The sequence below is a fragment of the Enterococcus sp. DIV0086 genome (assembly GCF_050498705.1).
GTDB lineage: Bacteria > Bacillota > Bacilli > Lactobacillales > Enterococcaceae > Enterococcus > Enterococcus faecalis.
This window is the reverse complement of the sequence record NZ_JBNIDN010000001.1, coordinates 262710-280263: the sequence shown is the minus strand read 5'-3', so window position 1 is coordinate 280263 and position 17554 is coordinate 262710. Positions and strand designations below refer to the sequence as shown.

Sequence of the window (17554 nt, the reverse complement as noted above, 5' to 3'; positions counted from 1 at the left end):
AGACCTATTTTTTCTTAATAAAAGAAGCAACAATAAACGAGCAGCCCTAGAATTATCGAACTTCTACGGACTCCTCGTTTTTTAAAATGTGCTATTCATTTGATTTTAACGCTTCAATCATATTGATTTTCTTCAATTTCCGATGCATAATGACCATCACAAACAACGTGAAACACATGGTGATGACTGCGGAATACAGATAACTTGGCCAATGAATAATTGGCGAAAACATAATTAAATCAACTTCAACGGTTGCTAAAATATACTGATGCAAAATTTTCCCAAAGAAGCAGCCAACAATAATACCAATGAACGTTAAAATAATGTTTTCACGGTAAACATAGGTGGTGACTTCACGATCGTAAAACCCTAAAACCTTAATCGTGGAAAGTTCTCGAATCCGTTCAGAAACATTAATGTTGGTTAAATTATATAACACAATTAACGCTAAAGAACCAGAAACAGCAATTAGTACCCAAATGACAATATCAAGGCTTTTCAGCATATCATCAAACGAACCTTTCATCGCAGTTAAAAACGTAATGTTCAACACTTTCGGCTGTTTTGTCAACGCCTCTCCGATTGAGGTTTCTTGTTTTGAGGATAACTTTTTGTCAAAAAGTAGGAATTCTGTATTATACTCCGGCTTCTGTTTCGTCATCGTCTGGTAGAGTTTCGGCGTCATATAGACAAAATGACCCGTGTAGTTCTCTGCAATCGCGGCAATTTTCACGTGATAGGTTTGATTATCACTATTTTCTAAATTTAATTGATCTCCTACTTTATAGCCAAATAATTTAGCTAATTTTTCATTAATGATTACACCGTCATCGTTGAGGGAATATTTTTCTCCAGTGACTCGATCATTAAATAATTGAAACTCAGCCATTTTCGAAGGATCTTGTGGCACATAAAGAGTAATATTTTGAGTTGGTGCGCCTTTGCCCTTCGTTTTAAAGATTTCTGAATATAACGGAATTGTTTTATTCAAACCATCCAGTTTGCGCAACGTTTCTTGATACTCTTTTGTCTCTTCAGGTGTCGTTTGCTCTTTAAAAGTCACGACTGCTTGGTAATGCCAGATTTTATTAAATTGAATTGTAGCGACATCCACAATTGAATCGCGTAAACCAAAACCAACAATTAACAGCCCCATACAACCAGCTATTCCGATAACGGTCATCAGCATCCGTCGTTTATAGCGGAACAGATTTCTAGCGGTCACTTTTTGAATAAAGCTCATGCGTTGCCATAAAGGGCGGATTCGTTCTAGTAAAATCCGTTGGCCTGCTTTCGGCGCTTTGGGTCTTAGCAAGGTAGCTGGGGTACTTAATAAATCGATTCTTAATGTCACTAAGGCCGCTCCCACAGTACAAGCTAAGGCTACAATGATGCCCCATAAACTGTAATATAAGTACCACGGTGTAACTAAATCAGGAATATTGTACATTTGACCGTAGGCATCAAAAATTATTTTAGGGAATAGATAATAGCCAACTGCCAATCCTAATAATGCACCTGTTAGGCTGGCAACCGTTGCATAGGTAATAAAAATCGAAGCAATTTCACGATTACGATAACCTAAAGCTTTCAAACTACCAATTTCCATTCTTTTTTCTTCCACCATACGCGTCATGGTAGTTAAGCTGACTAATGCCGCAATTAGGAAAAAGAACAACGGGAACAGCGTGGCTAAAGAAGAAATCCGATCAGCGTTATCTTGATATTCAGAAAATCCTGGATTGTCTTCCCTAGTAAAATAATAATACGTTGGGGCTTTCAAATTGGCTAGCTCTGTTTCTTTTTCAGCCAACAGTTGTTCTTGTTTAGCCAATTCGTCTTTTTGCTTTTCAAGCATCTCAGCTGGAATTCCTGGTTGTTGCTCCAACTGCGCAAGTGCTTGTTTTCCCGTTTCCAGCGCTTGCCGACCTTGGTTAATGTCCGGCTGAGCCGAATCACGCAGAGCCGCAACCTGTTCTTCTGGCCGATTTTTCAGTGTCTCTTTTACTTGATTTAAGGCCTGCTCTCTTTTCTTTTCATAATCAGAGGAATACGTATTTTGATGTTTTAATGAACGAAATGAGATTAGCAATTCTGGATACCGTTGACTGTCAAAGGCTTTTTCCGAAACCACGCCAAAAAAGTTTAACGTTCCAGAACCGACCGTTGTGGTTCCCCTGGATGTATTATCAATATATTCTGGTGAATTGATAAATCCGACAACAGTAAAATGAGTTTGTGTTAGTCCTTTTTCTTTAATCGCTGCATCGTTTAAAGTGATTTTATCACCCATTTTATAGTCATATCTAGTTTTCGCTAATGTATCTAATGCAATTTCATTTGTTTGTTTAGGTAACCGACCGTCAACTACTTGATAGTTAACCGATCCTGCTTGATTTTTTCGATAGCCAAACAATTTTACTGCATTATTTTGCGGCCCAATCGTGGCATCTATTGTATACCGCGGCACAACTGTTTCGACATCTTTTAAAGACTGTAGTGTTGTTAAATCTTTGTTTTCCAGTCCCATTGTAGAAATTATTCGCGCATCTGGAAGCTGCTCTTTCTGGTAATAATTATTCGCGGTTTTAATCATATCTGGTCCAGTAGCTTTCAAACCAACAAAGACCATTACACCAAGGAAAATAATCCCCATAATCGATAAAAACCGTGTAGTAGATTGTCTAATTTCACGTAAGCTTGTTTTAATTAGCGCTGTTTTCTTCATTTTAGGCACCTACCATTCAATTTCAGTAACCAATTTAGGCTGATCATTCACAGTCATTTCGCGAACTTTCGCATCATTAATTCGAATTACCCGATCGGCCATTTCTGCAATGGCTGAATTGTGGGTAATAATTAAGACGGTCGTTCCAGTTTCACGAGCAGTGTTTTGCAAAATGGTTAAAATTTGTTTCCCTGTTTCATAATCCAGTGCTCCTGTCGGTTCATCACATAAAAGTAACTTGGGCTTTTTAGCAATCGCACGGGCGATGGTTACTCGTTGTTGTTCACCACCAGAAAGTTGCGCTGGAAAATTATCTAAACGTTCCCCTAAACCCACCGATTGTAAAACATTGGTCGAATCCAACGCATCCGCAACGATTTGCGAAGCCAATTCGACATTTTCTTTTGCCGTTAAATTTGGGACTAAATTGTAAAATTGGAAAACAAACCCGACATCATTTCGTCGATAAGTGGTTAATTGTTTCTCTGAAAACTGAGCGATATCTGTGCCATCAATAATAATTTCCCCTTCATCACAGCTGTCCATTCCACCAAGAATATTTAAAACAGTTGATTTTCCAGCACCGCTGGGGCCTAAAATAACCGCTACTTCTCCTTTTTCCACTTCAAAAGAAATGCCGTCATTCGCAGTAATAGTTGTCTCTCCCATTTGGTAACGCTTGTATTCATTTTTGACTTCAATATAGGCCATCCACTATCCCTTCCCTTCTACATTAAAATAGTAACATATCTGAGAAAACAAGTCTTTCAAAGAAAAGCCTTTTTTGATTTTTTAGCAAATTTACGTATAATAGAAAAGATGGTCCACTTAAATTTGGACTATTGCAAGTATAAAATTAGAGGAGCACGTTATGGCAAACAGAAAGAAGAAACCACCATTTAATTCAACCATCATGCTGATTGGCGCATTAATCATTTTAATTTTAGGCGCGGTTGGCGTTAAAGTTCCTGATGCTTTACAAGATTTATTTAATGTCCAACCACAAACAACCACCCCCTCAAGCACACCAGCACCAAAAGGAGATAATCCTGGACCCATTGAAAATGGTAAAGCCACATTTTCAGCAGAGGAATTAAAGGATAGCTCAAACGGCTGGATTACTTATCATTCACTAGATCGTCTAAAACGAGCGACAGGCGCTGATGCGCTATTAAAACCCGCAATGATCAATACAGGAACTTCCGCTAATAAAGATATTCGACCAGCTGGTTTCATTTCAGGAAAAGCTAATCATTCGCGTGGCCACCTAATCGGCCGTCAAATGGGAGGCAGTGGTGATGATCCACGTAACTTAACCACCTTGTATCAGAATCCTGTCAACACTCCTTATATGACGAAATATGAAAATCAGATTCGGGCAGCTCTTGATCACGGCGAAACCGTTCGCTATCGCGTGACACCTGTATATAACGGAAACGATTTGTTGGCTGAAAAAATCATCTTAGAAGCCAAAAGCCTTAAAACAAATTCACCCATTGATTTTTCAGTAACTATTTTAAACAAACAATAAGGAGGAACTTTCATTGGATTTTGAACAGCTAAAAGAAACATTACCCGATGCAAAACCACAAACATTTTTGCAAGCAATCCTCTCTCAACCTCAAGAAGAGGATGCTGAATTAACCTTCAGTGAAGAAATTGATGAACAGTTTGTCGAAAATTGTAAATTTTTAGCCTCTCCAGAAACCATTTCTGAAACAGATGTGGAACATTGGCGCGAACAAGAATTTTTAGTTGTCGCCCAAAGTTTAGATGGCGATTATCTAGCAGGCACTCTAGAGCAAACCTTTGTGATTCCTAGCTCCCTTTACAAAGAGGATATTGAGCAATTTGACAAGCAATTAATCGATTTTTTTATTGCCTACGAGAACAAAGAAATCACTTCTGCGATTTTACCAAAAGAATTATAAAAAAAGCTTGCGGATAAATTTCCGCAAGCTTTTTCTTGTGTCTTATGCTCGATAACGTTCAACGCCATCTAAATAAGTAGCTGCTAATTCCATTGTTGGTTCTAATACGATAAAGTCAGCATCACGACCATTTGCAATCATGCCACATTGATCATCAATTTTACAGCTGATCGCAGGAACTAATGAAGCCATCATAATTGCTTGTGCAGGTGTTGCAATACCCCAATCAACTACATTTTTAATTGCTTCTTTTAGTTTTAAAATACTTCCTGCTAAGTTCCCAGTATCCAAACGAGCCGTTCCTTCTGCTACCACAACAGGAAATTCACCTAAATTGTAGTTACCATCTGGCATACCGCCAGCCATCATGCAGTCTGTAATTAACGCAACGTGATCATGGCCCGCTTTTTCCATCAATACTTCAGCCGCTTGCGGATGTACATGGTGTCCATCACAAATTAATTCAGAGAAAACGTGTTGTAACGTTAACAATGCACCAACCATCCCTGGTTCACGGTGATTTAAGCCACGCATCCCATTATATGCATGAACAAAAACGCTAGCGCCTGCTTCAACTGCCACATCAGCTTCTTCTAAGGTCGCATTACTATGGCCTAAAGCAACAACGACACCTTCATCTGTAACGGTTTCAACAAATTCTTTCACACCATTACGTTCTGGTGCCAACGCAATTTTCTTAATAATTCCGCCTGAAGCTTCTTGCCATTCGTGGAATGTATCAAGGTCTGGATCTCCAAAATAACTTGGATTTTGTGCGCCTTTATGTTCTTCAGTAAAGAAAGGTCCTTCAAAGTAAATCCCTTGAATTTTTGCACCAGGTACTTCTTGGTAGACTTGACCAATCGTACGTGCAACGTCTGTTAAACGTTCTTTACTTGAAGTTAACGTTGTTGGTAAAAATGAAGTTACACCACAAGATAATAAGCCTTCAGACATCACTTTAATGCCTTCTGCATCGTTATCCATTACGTCATGATTCATGTAACCATGAATATGAGTATCCACTAAACCTGGGGCAATCCATTTGCCTTCCTCACGAATAATTTTTACGTCCCCTTGCGGTTCATCTTTTGTATAATTACCAAAGATACCATCCGTGATTTCTAAATAACCAGGTCCTTTAACATCGCTTTTTAAAAAGAACTTGTCTGCAAAGATAAATGTTTTCATCTTCATCCTTCTTTCTTTATTTTACTTACTTCAAAAGTACTCTTAATCAGTACAAAAGTCAAGAAATGGTGTAGACCTTTTAAGCAATTCTGAGTATTTTTTAAAGATTGCCACTTTCCACATTTTTCATTTGTTGTGCTAAGTTCAGATAACGTTCTGCTTCTTCATGTTTATTCTTTCTCATTAAAACTAAATATTTTAGATTTAATAATTCACTTAAATAATAATAACTATTTTTTTTGCGGGCCCAAGTAATTCCTTGATCCACATAAATTTCGGCATCTTTTTCTGTATAATTTTTAAATAAGAAATCAGCATAATTAAAAAATATTTTCGTTAACTCTGCATTACTGCGTTCATTTGGCAATTGATTAAAATAATGAATACTCAAACTTAAAAATCGTTCTGCTTCTACTCGATTGCCCATGTAACCATAAGTGGCACCTAGACAACTAATTAATTGAATCTCTAAATCAGAAACATTTAACTTATCGGCTTTATAGGTGAAAGATAACCCTTTACGCAAGCTAGCAATAGCTTTTTCATAATCATTTAGAACAAACAATTCACAACTACCTAAATAATAATAATATTTTTGCCAGTCCGTATCTAAATACAATTGTTCTTCAATACGATTTTCCTTTAAATAATTTAATAATAATTGATATTTTTTATGGCGAAAATATTCAGCCATTTTTTCAAATGAATACGTAACAACGTGCACATCACCAGATTTATAACGCATAATCTGGTCAACAGTCACACCTAAACGATCACAAAGTTGTTGCATCACGAGAACGTTTGGCAACTCTTCATTGTTTTCAATGCGACTTAAAACACTTTGCGAACAGATGTCTTCTGATAACATTTTCTGTGTCAATTTTCTATTTTTTCTAATTTCTTTAATAACTGCACCTAAAGAATTCATCACAATAGCTCCTATTTATATCGGCCATTTTCCTTGCAAAATGGGGATTTTGTCAAAATATGCGAATTCGCATTATGCTTTTATTGTACTTTATTGCATAATATACTGCAAGAACATTATCTAAGGTTTTCTTAGAAAATAAATAGGTTCATTTTTATTAAAAAGGAGTGTTATTGTATGGCCGAAGAGAAAAAGGTTCACTTCATTTGGGAAAAAACAAATTATTCAGGCTTTGTGGAGAAGGAGTATGAAAATTCTTATCTCATCGTAGTAGCAAATCCTAGTCCTGATATGGAAGAAAAATATACCAACCGAATGATTATTAGTAAAAAAGCATGTGAAACCGCAGAATAGTATTGTTGATAAAACAAGAACTACCAAAAAATAGCTTCGTTAGAGGCTATTTTTTGGTAGTTCTTTTATTTTTGTTTGTAGGTACTTAAAAATTCACGCATTTTATCTGCTGTAGTTTTTAAGTCTTCCATCTTCGGTAAATAAACAATACGGAAGTGATCTGGTTGTTGCCAGTTGAACCCACCACCATGGACTAATAAAATATGATGTTTGTGTAAGAAATCTAAAACAAATTTTTCATCATCATAAATGTCAAATTTGGCCGTATCAATTTTCGGGAAAATATAGAAAGCTGCTTTAGGCTTCACGGCTGATAAACCAGGAATATCATTTATCGCATTGTAAATAAATTCTCGTTGTTCGTAAATTCTGCCACCTGGTAAAAGTAAATCATCGACACTTTGATAGCCGCCTAATGCGGTTTGAATGATTTGTTGTGACAACACATTCGAGCATAACCGCATGGAAGCAAGCATATTTAGCCCTTCGATATACCCTTTTACTCGTGATTTATCTCCACTTAACACCATCCAACCGCATCGGAAGCCTGCCACTCGATGTGATTTTGACAAACCATTCAATGTTACGACAAATAAATCAGGCGCTAATGTAGCAATCGGTACATGAACCAAACCGTCCATGACCAAACGATCATAAATTTCATCGGAGTAAATAATTAAATCATTTTGACGTGCCACTTCGACAATTTCTAGTAATAACTCTTTCGGATATAAAGCACCAGTCGGATTATTTGGATTTATAATAACGATTGCTTTTGTATTCGAAGTTATTTTTGATTTTATATCATCAATGTCTGGATACCATTCTGCTTGCTCATCACAAATATAATGAACGGGCGTACCGCCCGCCAAAGAAACAGATGCAGTCCATAAAGGATAGTCTGGCATTGGCACAAGTACTTCATCGCCGTTATTTAACAAGCCTTGCATACACATGGTAATTAGTTCACTCACGCCATTACCAGTGTAAATATCATTAATCGTTACATTAGGAAATTTTTTTAATTGGCAATATTGTTCAATCGCTTTTCTTGCAGAAAAAATACCTTTTGAATCGGAATAACCTTCTGAATCGCGAACATTTACAATCATGTCGCGCACAATTTCATTTGGGGCATCAAAACCAAATGGCGCTGGATTACCTGTATTTAATTTCAAAATACGTATGCCCTCTTCTTGCATGCGTTCTGCTTCTTCTAAAACAGGACCACGGACATCGTAACTTACGTTATTTAATTTATCAGATTTTTTAAAATTTCTCACACGGACTCCCTCGCTTCACAAATTTATACTCTAAAGTTACGCCAACTATAATGAAAAAGCAATAATAAATATCAGAATTTAATAAAAAATTGATGGTTTTTCCGTAATAAACAAGAGCGTGGGACAAAAATCACTTTGGATTTTTGCTCCACGCTCAAAAACTGATAAACGGCGGGAACAGAAGCAACTCCTTCTTATTTCTCGGAGTTAAACACTTCTGTCCCGACCTCTTGTTATACTAGTTGATGCAGATGATGGGACTCGAACCCACACGGACATCTGTCCACATGACCCTCAATCATGCTTGTCTGCCAATTCCAACACATCTGCATTTTAAGAGCACTTATTTATCCTAAAATAATTACTGGTCTTTGTCAAGATAACAAAGACCAGAATTGTTAGATTTGTTCTTTTTTCGCTTGCCAGGACAAACGCCCATGACATTTTCCGCAGACATATCGTGTCGTATCAATTCGTCGTTTTCTGAGGATGACTTCTCCACAAGACTGACATTGGTACTGATGGAAAACTGCTTTTTTCCGTTCTACTAGAGGCGGTGCATAACGGGCACCGCCAGTCTTAGCCAATAACTCTTTAAAGTCCTTATCTTTATGCTGATAGCCTTTGCCAGCTAAATGTAAATGATAGTGACATAACTCATGCTTAATGACTTTTTCCAGTTCCTCTTGTCCATACTTTAAAAAGACAGTTGGATTAAAATCCAGGTGATGCGAAGCTAAATGATAGCGACCGCCCGTAGTTTTTAACCGCCGATTAAATGTAGCTTGATGCAGAAAAGGTTTCTGAAAAAATACGATTGAAATTTTTTCCACTAGCGTTTGAAGCGCTTGATCTGTCATCAAGACTGGTTGAGACTCTTTCATTGTTACTCTTTTCTATCAGCCCGAGGCAACATGGTTAAACTAATTCGCCCCTTTTTCAAGTCAACATCTTCTACCCAAACTGTGACTACATCACCCACCGCAACAACATCCGTTGGGTGCTTAACAAATTTAGTACTTAACTTAGAAATGTGGACTAAGCCATCTTGCTTCACACCAATATCGACAAACGCACCAAAGTCAATTACGTTTCGAACAGTCCCTTGCATTTCCATTCCTGGTTTCAAATCTTCCATCGTCAACACGTCTTTACGTAAAAGTGGCGCGGACATCTCATCGCGCATATCACGACCTGGTTGGATTAAACTAGCAATAATATCTGTGAGTGTTTCTGAACCTACTTCTAACTCAGTAGCTAATTGATTCACTGGTAACTGTTTCAATTTTTCGATAGCTTCTGCTGTCCCTAATTCTTTAGAAGCAATCTCTGCTTTTTCTAAAATTGCTTGTGCTACTGGATAACTTTCTGGGTGAATGCCAGTGTTATCTAACACATTTTTGCCATTAGGAATTCGTAAAAAGCCAATTGCTTGTTCAAATGCTTTTGGTCCTAAACGAGGTACTTTTTTGACTTGATTTCGTGCTGTAAAGACACCATTTTCATCACGATAAGTGACTAAGTTTTGCGCCGTTGTTTTATTTAAGCCAGAAATATGTTGTAAAAGTTGAGCACTCGCTGTATTCACATCAACACCAACTTGGTTTACCGCAGTTTCTACAACAAAATCCAATTGCTCGGCAAGACGTTTTTGTGATACGTCATGCTGATATTGACCGACCCCGACTGCTTTGGGATCAATTTTTACTAATTCTGCCAACGGATCTTGCAAACGACGTGCAATGCTGACCGCACTTCGTTCTTCGACTTGTAAATCAGGAAACTCTTTACGAGCCACTTCACTCGCAGAGTAAACGGAAGCCCCTGCTTCATTAACAATCACGTAAAAGACGTCCCGTTTCACCGCTTTTAATTGCTCTGCCACAAACAATTCAGATTCACGACTTGCCGTTCCGTTTCCAATAGCTACCATGTCCACTTGATAGTCTTCAATGATCTTTTTAAAGGCTGGACCAGCGGCTTCACGTTTCGCAGCAGTAGCTGGTTTATGTGGATAAATCACTTGAATTGCTAAAACTTTACCAGTTTCATCGACAACTGCTAATTTACAGCCTGTCCGATAAGCCGGGTCAAATCCTAGAACAACTTTTCCTTTAAGTGGTGACTGTAATAATAAATTACGTAAATTTTCACCGAAAATTGCAATCGCTTGTTCATCAGCTTTTTCTGTTAATTCATTGCGAATCTCCCGTTCAATCGCTGGTCCAATGAATCGTTTATAGCTATCTAAATAAGCAGCCTCAATGTATGGAGCAGCAAAACTTGTTGCTTGTTTGCCGATTAGTTGACGTTGGAAATAATCATTAATTTTTGTTTCATCAGCGACAAGGGAAACCTTTAAAATGTCTTCTTTTTCACCACGATTCGTTGCTAAGATACGGTGCGGCACCATTTTGCTAACTGGTTCTGCAAAATCGTAATACATTTCATAGGTCCGCTTTTCGTCTTTTTCTTCATCCTTAACTACGCTAACGTATTGCGCATGTTTAACCATATAATCACGTAACCATGTTCGGTATTTTGGTTCATCGCTAATACGTTCTGCTAAAATTTCATGAGCACCTTGCAAGGCTATCTCGGCGGTTGCAACTTCTTTTTCTTCATTAATAAAAGTAGCCGCTTTGGCTAAGATATCCGCGTTTTCAGGTAAAGAGAGCAACCAATCTGCTAATGGTTCCAACCCTTTTTCTTTCGCGATAGTCGCTTTGGTCCGACGTTTTTGTTTATATGGTCGATATAAATCTTCCACTTGTTGCATTTTTACTGCTTTTTGAATATCTGTTTTGAGTTCTTTTGTTAGTTTTCCTTGCTCTTCAATTAAACGGAGAACTTCTTCTTTCCGCTTTTTCAAGTTTTGTAAATAATGATAACGTTCTTCTATTTCACGGATTTGGACTTCATCTAAACTTCCAGTCATTTCTTTCCGGTAACGGGCAATAAAAGGAACTGTATTTCCTTCATTTAATAAAGTTAAAACCGTTGTTATTTGTTTTGAACGATACGTTGTCAATTCTTTTTGAAGTAGCGCTACTACTTCTTCGTTATAAGCTTCTGCCATTAACTAGATACCTCTTTTCTTATGCATACTTATCTATTTTAGCATATTTTTGCTTCTAAATATAGAAGTGAGGTAACTGATTCATGCGATTAAGGAATCAAAATTCTGGTTGCCACGCAGGGGTGCGTTTTTGATATTCGATATCTTGGACAATGCCTTTTTCATTAAAAATCACACCATGTACAGAGCCGCCAAAAATAGCACCACCATCTATCCCAATTTTTCCATCACTTTGCCAAAGGTCCGTGGTCTGCATATCACCATGTAACATCGGAGTAATGGTATGACCAAAAACAATGGTCTTGCCTGTATTATTTTTCCCTTGATGAAAGGGTTCACGAATCCACAAAAAATCCTTAGGGGCTGTTTGCCGCCAATCTTCCATCGTTAAATCAACCCCAGCATGCACAAATAAGTAATGCTGCCATTCAAAATAAAGTGGTCGTTTTGTTAAAAAATCAATTAACTCTGGATAGCGACTACGGATCATTAAGGCCATTTCTGTTGGTGAGTATTCTGCAGTAGCTCCTGGATGCAAGAGGCTTTCAATTGTTTCCTTGCCACCATTGCGAACATATCCTGCAAACCAGTCCTCTGGATTTTGAAGAAACTGCAAAAAATATTCTTCATGATTGCCTCGTAAATAAACAGCGTCGTGTTGCTCGACAAGTTCTTTTCCTTTGAGAAAACAGGCTTTAGAATGCGGACCACGGTCGTTTAAATCACCAATTAAAACTAGCTGATGCTCGACTGGGTCATAGTCTGTGAGTAAGGCATCAAACAAATCTGCTTGTCCATGAATATCACTGATTACATAAACATATGGTTTCATAAATAAGCCCTCCTAACTTGCTTATATTAAGTATACGCTAAATTTTAAAATATTCTCGTAAAATGTTTGGAAATAAAAAACGAAAATAGGACATAAGTCAAAACGACTTATGTCCCACTCTCTAAATCTTAAAATAATCAGTTGAACAAAAGCAGCACCTACAATTACTCGTTGCAATTTAGCCTTCGAGAGTGATGAACACTTGGAGCTAACTGCTTTTGTCTCTGACTCGTTTGGTTTATTTTTTCTTCTTACCGCCAAACGCATCTTTCATTTTATCAAAGAAGCCTTCTTCTTGTTGTTCAGTTACATTTTGTCCGCCAGCTTTTGCAAAAGCTCGTAGGGCATCCTTTTGTTCTTCATTAAGATTTTTTGGTGTTATTAATTTCACTTTCACGTGTTGATCACCATTGCCCCCACCACGTAAACGTGGCGCACCTTTGCCTCTTAAGCGGAAGTTTGTGCCAGTTTGTGTTCCAGCCGGAATTTTTAATTTCACGTCACCATGAACAGTTGGTACAGTTACTTCGTCCCCTAGAGCCGCTTGGACAAAACTTACTGGTAAATCATAGTAGATTTCTGCGCCATCTCGATCGAAAATATCACTATCTTCAACACGAAAGACTACATATAAATCACCATATGGTCCACCATTGGTACCCGCTTCTCCTTGGTTAGCTAAGCGCATTTGTTGGCCGTCTTCTACTCCAGCAGGCACATTTACTTTGACAGTATGTGCTTTTTTCTCATGACCTGTGCCATGACAAGTTGGACATGGTTCTTTAATTTCTTTCCCTGTGCCATGACACACATCACAAGTTTGACGACTCATCATACGACCTAATGGCGTTTGACGTTCAACATTGATTGTTCCAGAGCCATGACATTTATGACAAGTTTCTGGGTGTGTGCCTGGTTTGGCGCCATTACCGCCACAGGTTGCACAAGTATCTTCTCGATTGTACTTAATCTCTTTTTCGACACCGAAAATAGCTTCTTCAAATTTCAATTGAATTGTATATTGTAAATCGGCGCCTTGTCTTGGTGCATTTGGATCAACAGAACGGCCACCGCCGCCGCCAAAGAATGAATCGAAAATATCTTCGAATCCACCAAAACCACTACTGCTAAATCCGCCGCCACCGAAACCGCCAAAGCCACCAGCGCCGCCACCGTAATTAGGATCAGTTCCTGCATGGCCATATTGGTCATAGGCCGCTTTTTTCTGTGGATCACTTAATACTTCATACGCTTCAGAAACTTCTTTAAATTTTTCTTCCGCATCGGCTTCTTTGTTAATATCTGGATGGTACTTTTTGGAAAGTTTGCGGTATGCTTTTTTAATTTCATCATCTGAAGCACCTTTTGCTAATCCTAGCACTTCATAATAATCTCGTTTCGTCGCCATTGACTTCCCTCCAACTTTCTTCAAACTTTACAATGTGTTTAGAACCAGCCAAATTCATCGATTGCTTTCGGTCTCTCTGGTTGGATTATCTGTCACACCTTGAATCAGTGTTACTAGCTGTGAATAGGTATTTTCAGCTTGTTTAACATCGTTGTAATCATACCACAGTTCTTTCAAAACCTAAATAGTTTCTTGCTAACTTGATTGTGGTTGATTTTCTCACAAAAGACAAGGGACTGGGACATTAGTCATTGTACTAATGATCCAGTCCCTAAAATCAATTGTTATTGATTATTTGTCATCACCATTTACTTCTTCAAAATCAGCATCAACAACATCATCAGCGCCACCTTGGGCAGCTTCAGGATTTTCTTGTGCTTGTTGTTGCGCAGCTTGTTCGTAAAGTTTTACTGTTAAGTTTTGGACGATTTCATTCAATGAATCACGTTTTGCTTTCATTTGTTCGATATCGTTTGCTTCGATGGCTGCTTTTAATTCATCACGCGCATCTTCTGCTTTTTTCACTTCTTCAGCGTCTACTTTGCCTTCTAATTCTTTCAATGTTTTATCAACAGTGAATAATAAAGCATCTGCATCGTTACGTAAGTCAACTTCTTCTTTACGTTGTTTATCTGCTTCAGCGTTTGCTTCAGCATCTTTCACCATACGTTCGATTTCATCATCAGATAAACCTGAAGAAGATTTAATCGTGATTGTTTGTTCTTTTTGAGTGCCTAAGTCTTTCGCACGAACATTTACAATCCCGTTTTTATCAATGTCAAAGCTTACTTCAATTTGTGGCACACCACGAGGAGCTGCAGGAATATCTGTTAATTGGAAACGACCTAATGTTTTATTATCAGCGGCCATTGGACGTTCACCTTGTAAAACGTGAATATCAACAGCTGGTTGATTGTCAGCAGCAGTTGAGAATACTTGTGATTTACTTGTTGGAATCGTAGTGTTACGATCAATTAATTTTGTAAATACGCCACCCATTGTTTCAATCCCTAATGACAACGGTGTTACGTCTAATAAGACAACGTCTTTAACATCACCAGTGATTACACCACCTTGGATTGCAGCACCCATTGCTACTACTTCGTCAGGGTTAACTGATTTGTTTGGTTCTTTGTTTGTTTCTTTGCGAACAGCTTCAACTACAGCTGGAATACGTGTTGAACCACCAACTAGGATAACTTCGTCGATTTCAGAAGGATTTAATCCAGCATCTTTTAAGGCTTGACGTACTGGTACTTTTGTACGTTCAACTAAATCACTTGTTAATTCATCAAATTTTGCACGAGTTAAGTTCATTTCTAAGTGCAATGGTCCTGCTTCGCCAGCAGTAATAAATGGCAAGCTGATTTGTGTGCTTGTTACACCTGATAAGTCTTTTTTCGCTTTTTCAGCAGCATCTTTCAAACGTTGTAATGCCATTTTATCGTTAGCTAAGTCAATGCCATTTTCTTTTTTAAATTCTGCAACCATGTAGTCAATGATCTTATTATCAAAGTCATCCCCACCTAGGTTGTTATCACCGGCTGTTGATAATACATCGAAAACGCCATCGCCTAATTCAAGGATTGACACGTCGAATGTACCACCACCAAGGTCAAAGACAAGAATTTTTTCATCTTTGTCTGTTTTATCTAAGCCATAAGCTAAAGCTGCTGCTGTTGGTTCGTTAACGATCCGTTCTACTTCTAAACCAGCAATTTTACCAGCATCTTTTGTTGCTTGACGTTGCGCATCGTTGAAATATGCAGGAACTGTAATAACTGCTTTTTCAACTTTTTCACCTAAATAGTCTTCAGCAAAACCTTTTAAATATTGTAAGATCATTGCAGAAACTTCTTGTGGTGTATATGATTTTCCTTCAACATCAACTTTGTAGCCAGCTTCACCCATGTGACGTTTAATAGATGAAATCGTGTTAGGATTTGTAACAGCTTGACGTTTTGCTACTTCGCCCACTTGAATTTCACCGTTTTTGAATGAAACGACCGAAGGAGTTGTGCGGTTACCTTCTGGGTTTGCAATAATTTTCGCTTCGCCGCCTTCTAGTACTGCGACAGCTGAGTTTGTTGTTCCTAAGTCAATACCAATAATTTTACTCATAGTGAATATCTCCAATCTGTATTAGTTTTCTATAATAATATATTTTTAATTAACGTTTGTTATTGTGCAACAATGACCATTGATGGTCGTAACACACGATCTTGTAATTTGTACCCTTTTTGTAGAACTTCAACAATGGTATCTGCTGGGGTTTCTTCAGAAGCAGGGACTGTTTGAACGGCTTGATGTAAATTTGGATCAAAGGTTTCACCCATTGCTGGGATTTCTTCAATTCCTTCTTCTTTTAAAGCCACAGTAATACTTTCTAGCACCATCGAAATACCTTTTTTCAAGCTTTCGCCTTGTTCATCTGATACTTCAATGGCCATTGCTCGTTCTAAATTATCAATGGATGGTAAAATCTTTTTACCTAAATCTTGTGAGCGGTAACGAACTAATAATTCTCGTTCGTTTTTATTTCGATTGCTCATATTAGCAATTTCGGCTCTTGCCCGCAAGAACTTGTCTTCCATTTCGGAAAGCTCTGCTTTAAGATTTTCAATCTCTGTTGCTTCAACTTCTACTTCAGAAACGCCAGCAGCATCAACAGCTTCCATTTCTTCTTGTAATTCTTCTTGCTTCTCTTCTTTTTTACTCACTTCAGCAACTTCCTTTCTCTTTATGCATCTACTTCTTATCCTAACAATGTTTGCTTAATTACCTAAAAAACGGTAATAGTCACCTAGTTGTGAAGCTAGCTCATGTCGAAACGTGTCTACCAAACCGAATATTTTTGAATACGGCATACTGGTTGGCCCTAGCAGGGCAATTGTTCCTTTGCCATGTCCTGATACTTCATACGTAGCAGTGATCATGCTCATATCTTCTAAGAGATTGTTGCCAATTTCTGAGCCGATACGAAAAACAATTGGATTTTCTGTTGTTGCAGAACCATTTAATAAATGCGTCAGCTCATCAGAATTTTGCATAAAGGAATAGACAGATTTCAATTGTTCAATATCTTGTTTGATGCCAAAATCTAACAAATTCATGCGACCACCGACAAAGACTTTTTCTTCAAAGGCATGTCCTAACATCTCATCGAATAAGTTCATCATTCCTTCTGGCGTTTGGAAATAGCGATGTAAAATCATCGGAATCTCCGTCCGCAAACGATGATAAACGGTCAACAAAGGTTGTCCAACCAACTTATCATTGATGATTTGTGTCATTTTTTCAAGATCTTGGCTAGAAACAGCGGCAGGAATGGCAAATACTTGGTTTTCAACATTGCCTTTATCTGTCACTATAATAGCAAGGACTTGCCGATCATTCAAAGGAACCATTCGAAAGCCGGTTAATTTCCGTTCTTTCACTTCAGGTCCTAATGAAAAAGCAGTATAACTTGTCAATTCTGATAGAATTTCAGCTGATTGTCGAATAATATCATTAATCTCATGAAATTCTTTTCCAAAAGATTGACGGATCCTTCTAAGTTCGTTCTCTTCTACTTGTGTTGGTTGTAAAAGATGATCCACGTAGTAACGATAACCAGCCATTGAGGGGATTCGCCCTGAAGAAGAATGGGTCTTAGCTAATAAGCCGTATTCTTCTAACGCTTTCATATCATTACGAATTGTGGCAGAACTAGAGGCAATGCCATCCTCCATCAATTTCTTAGAACCGACAGGTAAGCCCGTGTTCGTGTAATTTCGGATGATAAGTCTCAAGATATTTTGTTGTCTTTCTGTAATCATCG

The 17554-nt window shown here is 38.0% G+C and carries 16 protein-coding genes and 1 tRNA gene; 3 read left to right on the top strand and 14 right to left on the bottom strand.

Annotated features, from left to right (window positions below; all coding sequences use genetic code 11):
• Window positions 1–91: 91 nt before the first annotated feature.
• Both IGI63_RS01355 and IGI63_RS01350 read right to left on the bottom strand, forming a co-directional pair.
• Entirely contained in the window at window positions 92–2728 is a 2637-nt protein-coding gene (locus tag IGI63_RS01355; RefSeq protein ID WP_429975174.1) for an FtsX-like permease family protein, read from the bottom strand.
• 9 nt (window positions 2729–2737) lie between these two features.
• Window positions 2738–3439, bottom strand: coding sequence for an ABC transporter ATP-binding protein (locus IGI63_RS01350; RefSeq protein WP_002380223.1), 702 nt, complete (start codon window positions 3437–3439; stop codon window positions 2738–2740).
• A gap of 160 nt (window positions 3440–3599) precedes the next feature.
• Between IGI63_RS01350 and IGI63_RS01345 the strand changes: the two genes are divergently transcribed.
• Window positions 3600–4259 (top strand): DNA/RNA non-specific endonuclease, encoded by a 660-nt coding sequence (locus IGI63_RS01345; RefSeq protein WP_429975173.1) that lies wholly within the window; start codon window positions 3600–3602, stop codon window positions 4257–4259.
• Window positions 4260–4272: 13 nt separating this feature from the next.
• Window positions 4273–4659 (top strand): hypothetical protein, encoded by a 387-nt coding sequence (locus IGI63_RS01340; protein WP_002357813.1) that lies wholly within the window; start codon window positions 4273–4275, stop codon window positions 4657–4659.
• Between the two features lie 42 nt (window positions 4660–4701).
• Here IGI63_RS01340 and nagA read toward each other — a convergent pair whose 3' ends face one another.
• Both nagA and IGI63_RS01330 read right to left on the bottom strand, forming a co-directional pair.
• Entirely contained in the window at window positions 4702–5850 is a 1149-nt protein-coding gene (gene nagA / locus IGI63_RS01335) for an N-acetylglucosamine-6-phosphate deacetylase (protein ID WP_002357814.1), read from the bottom strand.
• A gap of 100 nt (window positions 5851–5950) precedes the next feature.
• Entirely contained in the window at window positions 5951–6778 is an 828-nt protein-coding gene (locus tag IGI63_RS01330) for a helix-turn-helix domain-containing protein (protein ID WP_002381942.1), read from the bottom strand.
• Between the two features lie 177 nt (window positions 6779–6955).
• On the opposite strand from IGI63_RS01330, the gene IGI63_RS01325 reads away from it, so the two are divergent.
• Complete coding sequence (locus IGI63_RS01325) at window positions 6956–7132, top strand: hypothetical protein (protein WP_002357816.1); 177 nt, start codon at window positions 6956–6958, stop codon at window positions 7130–7132.
• 65 nt (window positions 7133–7197) lie between these two features.
• Here IGI63_RS01325 and IGI63_RS01320 read toward each other — a convergent pair whose 3' ends face one another.
• From IGI63_RS01320 to hrcA, 10 genes are all read right to left on the bottom strand, one after another.
• Window positions 7198–8415: a pyridoxal phosphate-dependent aminotransferase gene (locus IGI63_RS01320; RefSeq protein WP_002357817.1), complete on the bottom strand. Its 1218-nt coding sequence runs from the start codon at window positions 8413–8415 to the stop codon at window positions 7198–7200.
• Between the two features lie 246 nt (window positions 8416–8661).
• A tRNA-Leu gene (locus tag IGI63_RS01315) sits at window positions 8662–8745 on the bottom strand.
• Between the two features lie 68 nt (window positions 8746–8813).
• Window positions 8814–9275, bottom strand: coding sequence for a SprT family protein (locus IGI63_RS01310; RefSeq protein ID WP_002365561.1), 462 nt, complete (start codon window positions 9273–9275; stop codon window positions 8814–8816).
• A gap of 26 nt (window positions 9276–9301) precedes the next feature.
• Complete coding sequence (locus IGI63_RS01305) at window positions 9302–11494, bottom strand: Tex family protein (protein WP_429975172.1); 2193 nt, start codon at window positions 11492–11494, stop codon at window positions 9302–9304.
• A gap of 97 nt (window positions 11495–11591) precedes the next feature.
• Window positions 11592–12326, bottom strand: a complete 735-nt coding sequence (locus IGI63_RS01300) for a metallophosphoesterase family protein (RefSeq protein WP_002369513.1) — start codon at window positions 12324–12326, stop codon at window positions 11592–11594.
• A gap of 238 nt (window positions 12327–12564) precedes the next feature.
• Entirely contained in the window at window positions 12565–13734 is a 1170-nt protein-coding gene (dnaJ, locus tag IGI63_RS01295) for a molecular chaperone DnaJ (RefSeq protein WP_002357822.1), read from the bottom strand.
• Window positions 13735–13788: 54 nt separating this feature from the next.
• The gene (locus tag IGI63_RS01290; protein ID WP_002357824.1) at window positions 13789–13911 is read right to left on the bottom strand and encodes a hypothetical protein; all 123 of its coding nucleotides are present in this window, start codon (window positions 13909–13911) and stop codon (window positions 13789–13791) included.
• A 114-nt stretch (window positions 13912–14025) separates the two neighbouring features.
• Window positions 14026–15855, bottom strand: coding sequence for a molecular chaperone DnaK (gene dnaK, locus IGI63_RS01285; protein WP_002357825.1), 1830 nt, complete (start codon window positions 15853–15855; stop codon window positions 14026–14028).
• 59 nt (window positions 15856–15914) lie between these two features.
• On the bottom strand, window positions 15915–16454 hold the full coding sequence (grpE, locus tag IGI63_RS01280; RefSeq protein WP_002357827.1) for a nucleotide exchange factor GrpE: 540 nt from the start codon (window positions 16452–16454) through the stop codon (window positions 15915–15917).
• Window positions 16455–16508: 54 nt separating this feature from the next.
• Window positions 16509–17552, bottom strand: coding sequence for a heat-inducible transcriptional repressor HrcA (gene hrcA, locus IGI63_RS01275; protein ID WP_156189974.1), 1044 nt, complete (start codon window positions 17550–17552; stop codon window positions 16509–16511).
• Window positions 17553–17554 lie beyond the last annotated feature (2 nt).

Excerpts from the sequence above, each read along its gene's own strand:
- IGI63_RS01300 (WP_002369513.1), bottom strand. The coding sequence starts at position 12,326 with ATGAAACCATATGTTTATGTAATCAGTGATATTCATGGACAAGCAGAT.
- hrcA (WP_156189974.1), bottom strand. The coding sequence starts at position 17,552 with ATGATTACAGAAAGACAACAAAATATCTTGAGACTTATCATCCGAAAT.
- IGI63_RS01350 (WP_002380223.1), bottom strand. The coding sequence starts at position 3,439 with ATGGCCTATATTGAAGTCAAAAATGAATACAAGCGTTACCAAATGGGA.
- IGI63_RS01330 (WP_002381942.1), bottom strand. The coding sequence starts at position 6,778 with ATGAATTCTTTAGGTGCAGTTATTAAAGAAATTAGAAAAAATAGAAAA.
- IGI63_RS01310 (WP_002365561.1), bottom strand. The coding sequence starts at position 9,275 with ATGACAGATCAAGCGCTTCAAACGCTAGTGGAAAAAATTTCAATCGTA.
- dnaK (WP_002357825.1), bottom strand. The coding sequence starts at position 15,855 with ATGAGTAAAATTATTGGTATTGACTTAGGAACAACAAACTCAGCTGTC.
- IGI63_RS01345 (WP_429975173.1), top strand. The coding sequence starts at position 3,600 with ATGGCAAACAGAAAGAAGAAACCACCATTTAATTCAACCATCATGCTG.
- dnaJ (WP_002357822.1), bottom strand. The coding sequence starts at position 13,734 with ATGGCGACGAAACGAGATTATTATGAAGTGCTAGGATTAGCAAAAGGT.
- IGI63_RS01355 (WP_429975174.1), bottom strand. The coding sequence starts at position 2,728 with ATGAAGAAAACAGCGCTAATTAAAACAAGCTTACGTGAAATTAGACAA.
- IGI63_RS01305 (WP_429975172.1), bottom strand. The coding sequence starts at position 11,494 with ATGGCAGAAGCTTATAACGAAGAAGTAGTAGCGCTACTTCAAAAAGAA.
- nagA (WP_002357814.1), bottom strand. The coding sequence starts at position 5,850 with ATGAAAACATTTATCTTTGCAGACAAGTTCTTTTTAAAAAGCGATGTT.
- IGI63_RS01325 (WP_002357816.1), top strand. The coding sequence starts at position 6,956 with ATGGCCGAAGAGAAAAAGGTTCACTTCATTTGGGAAAAAACAAATTAT.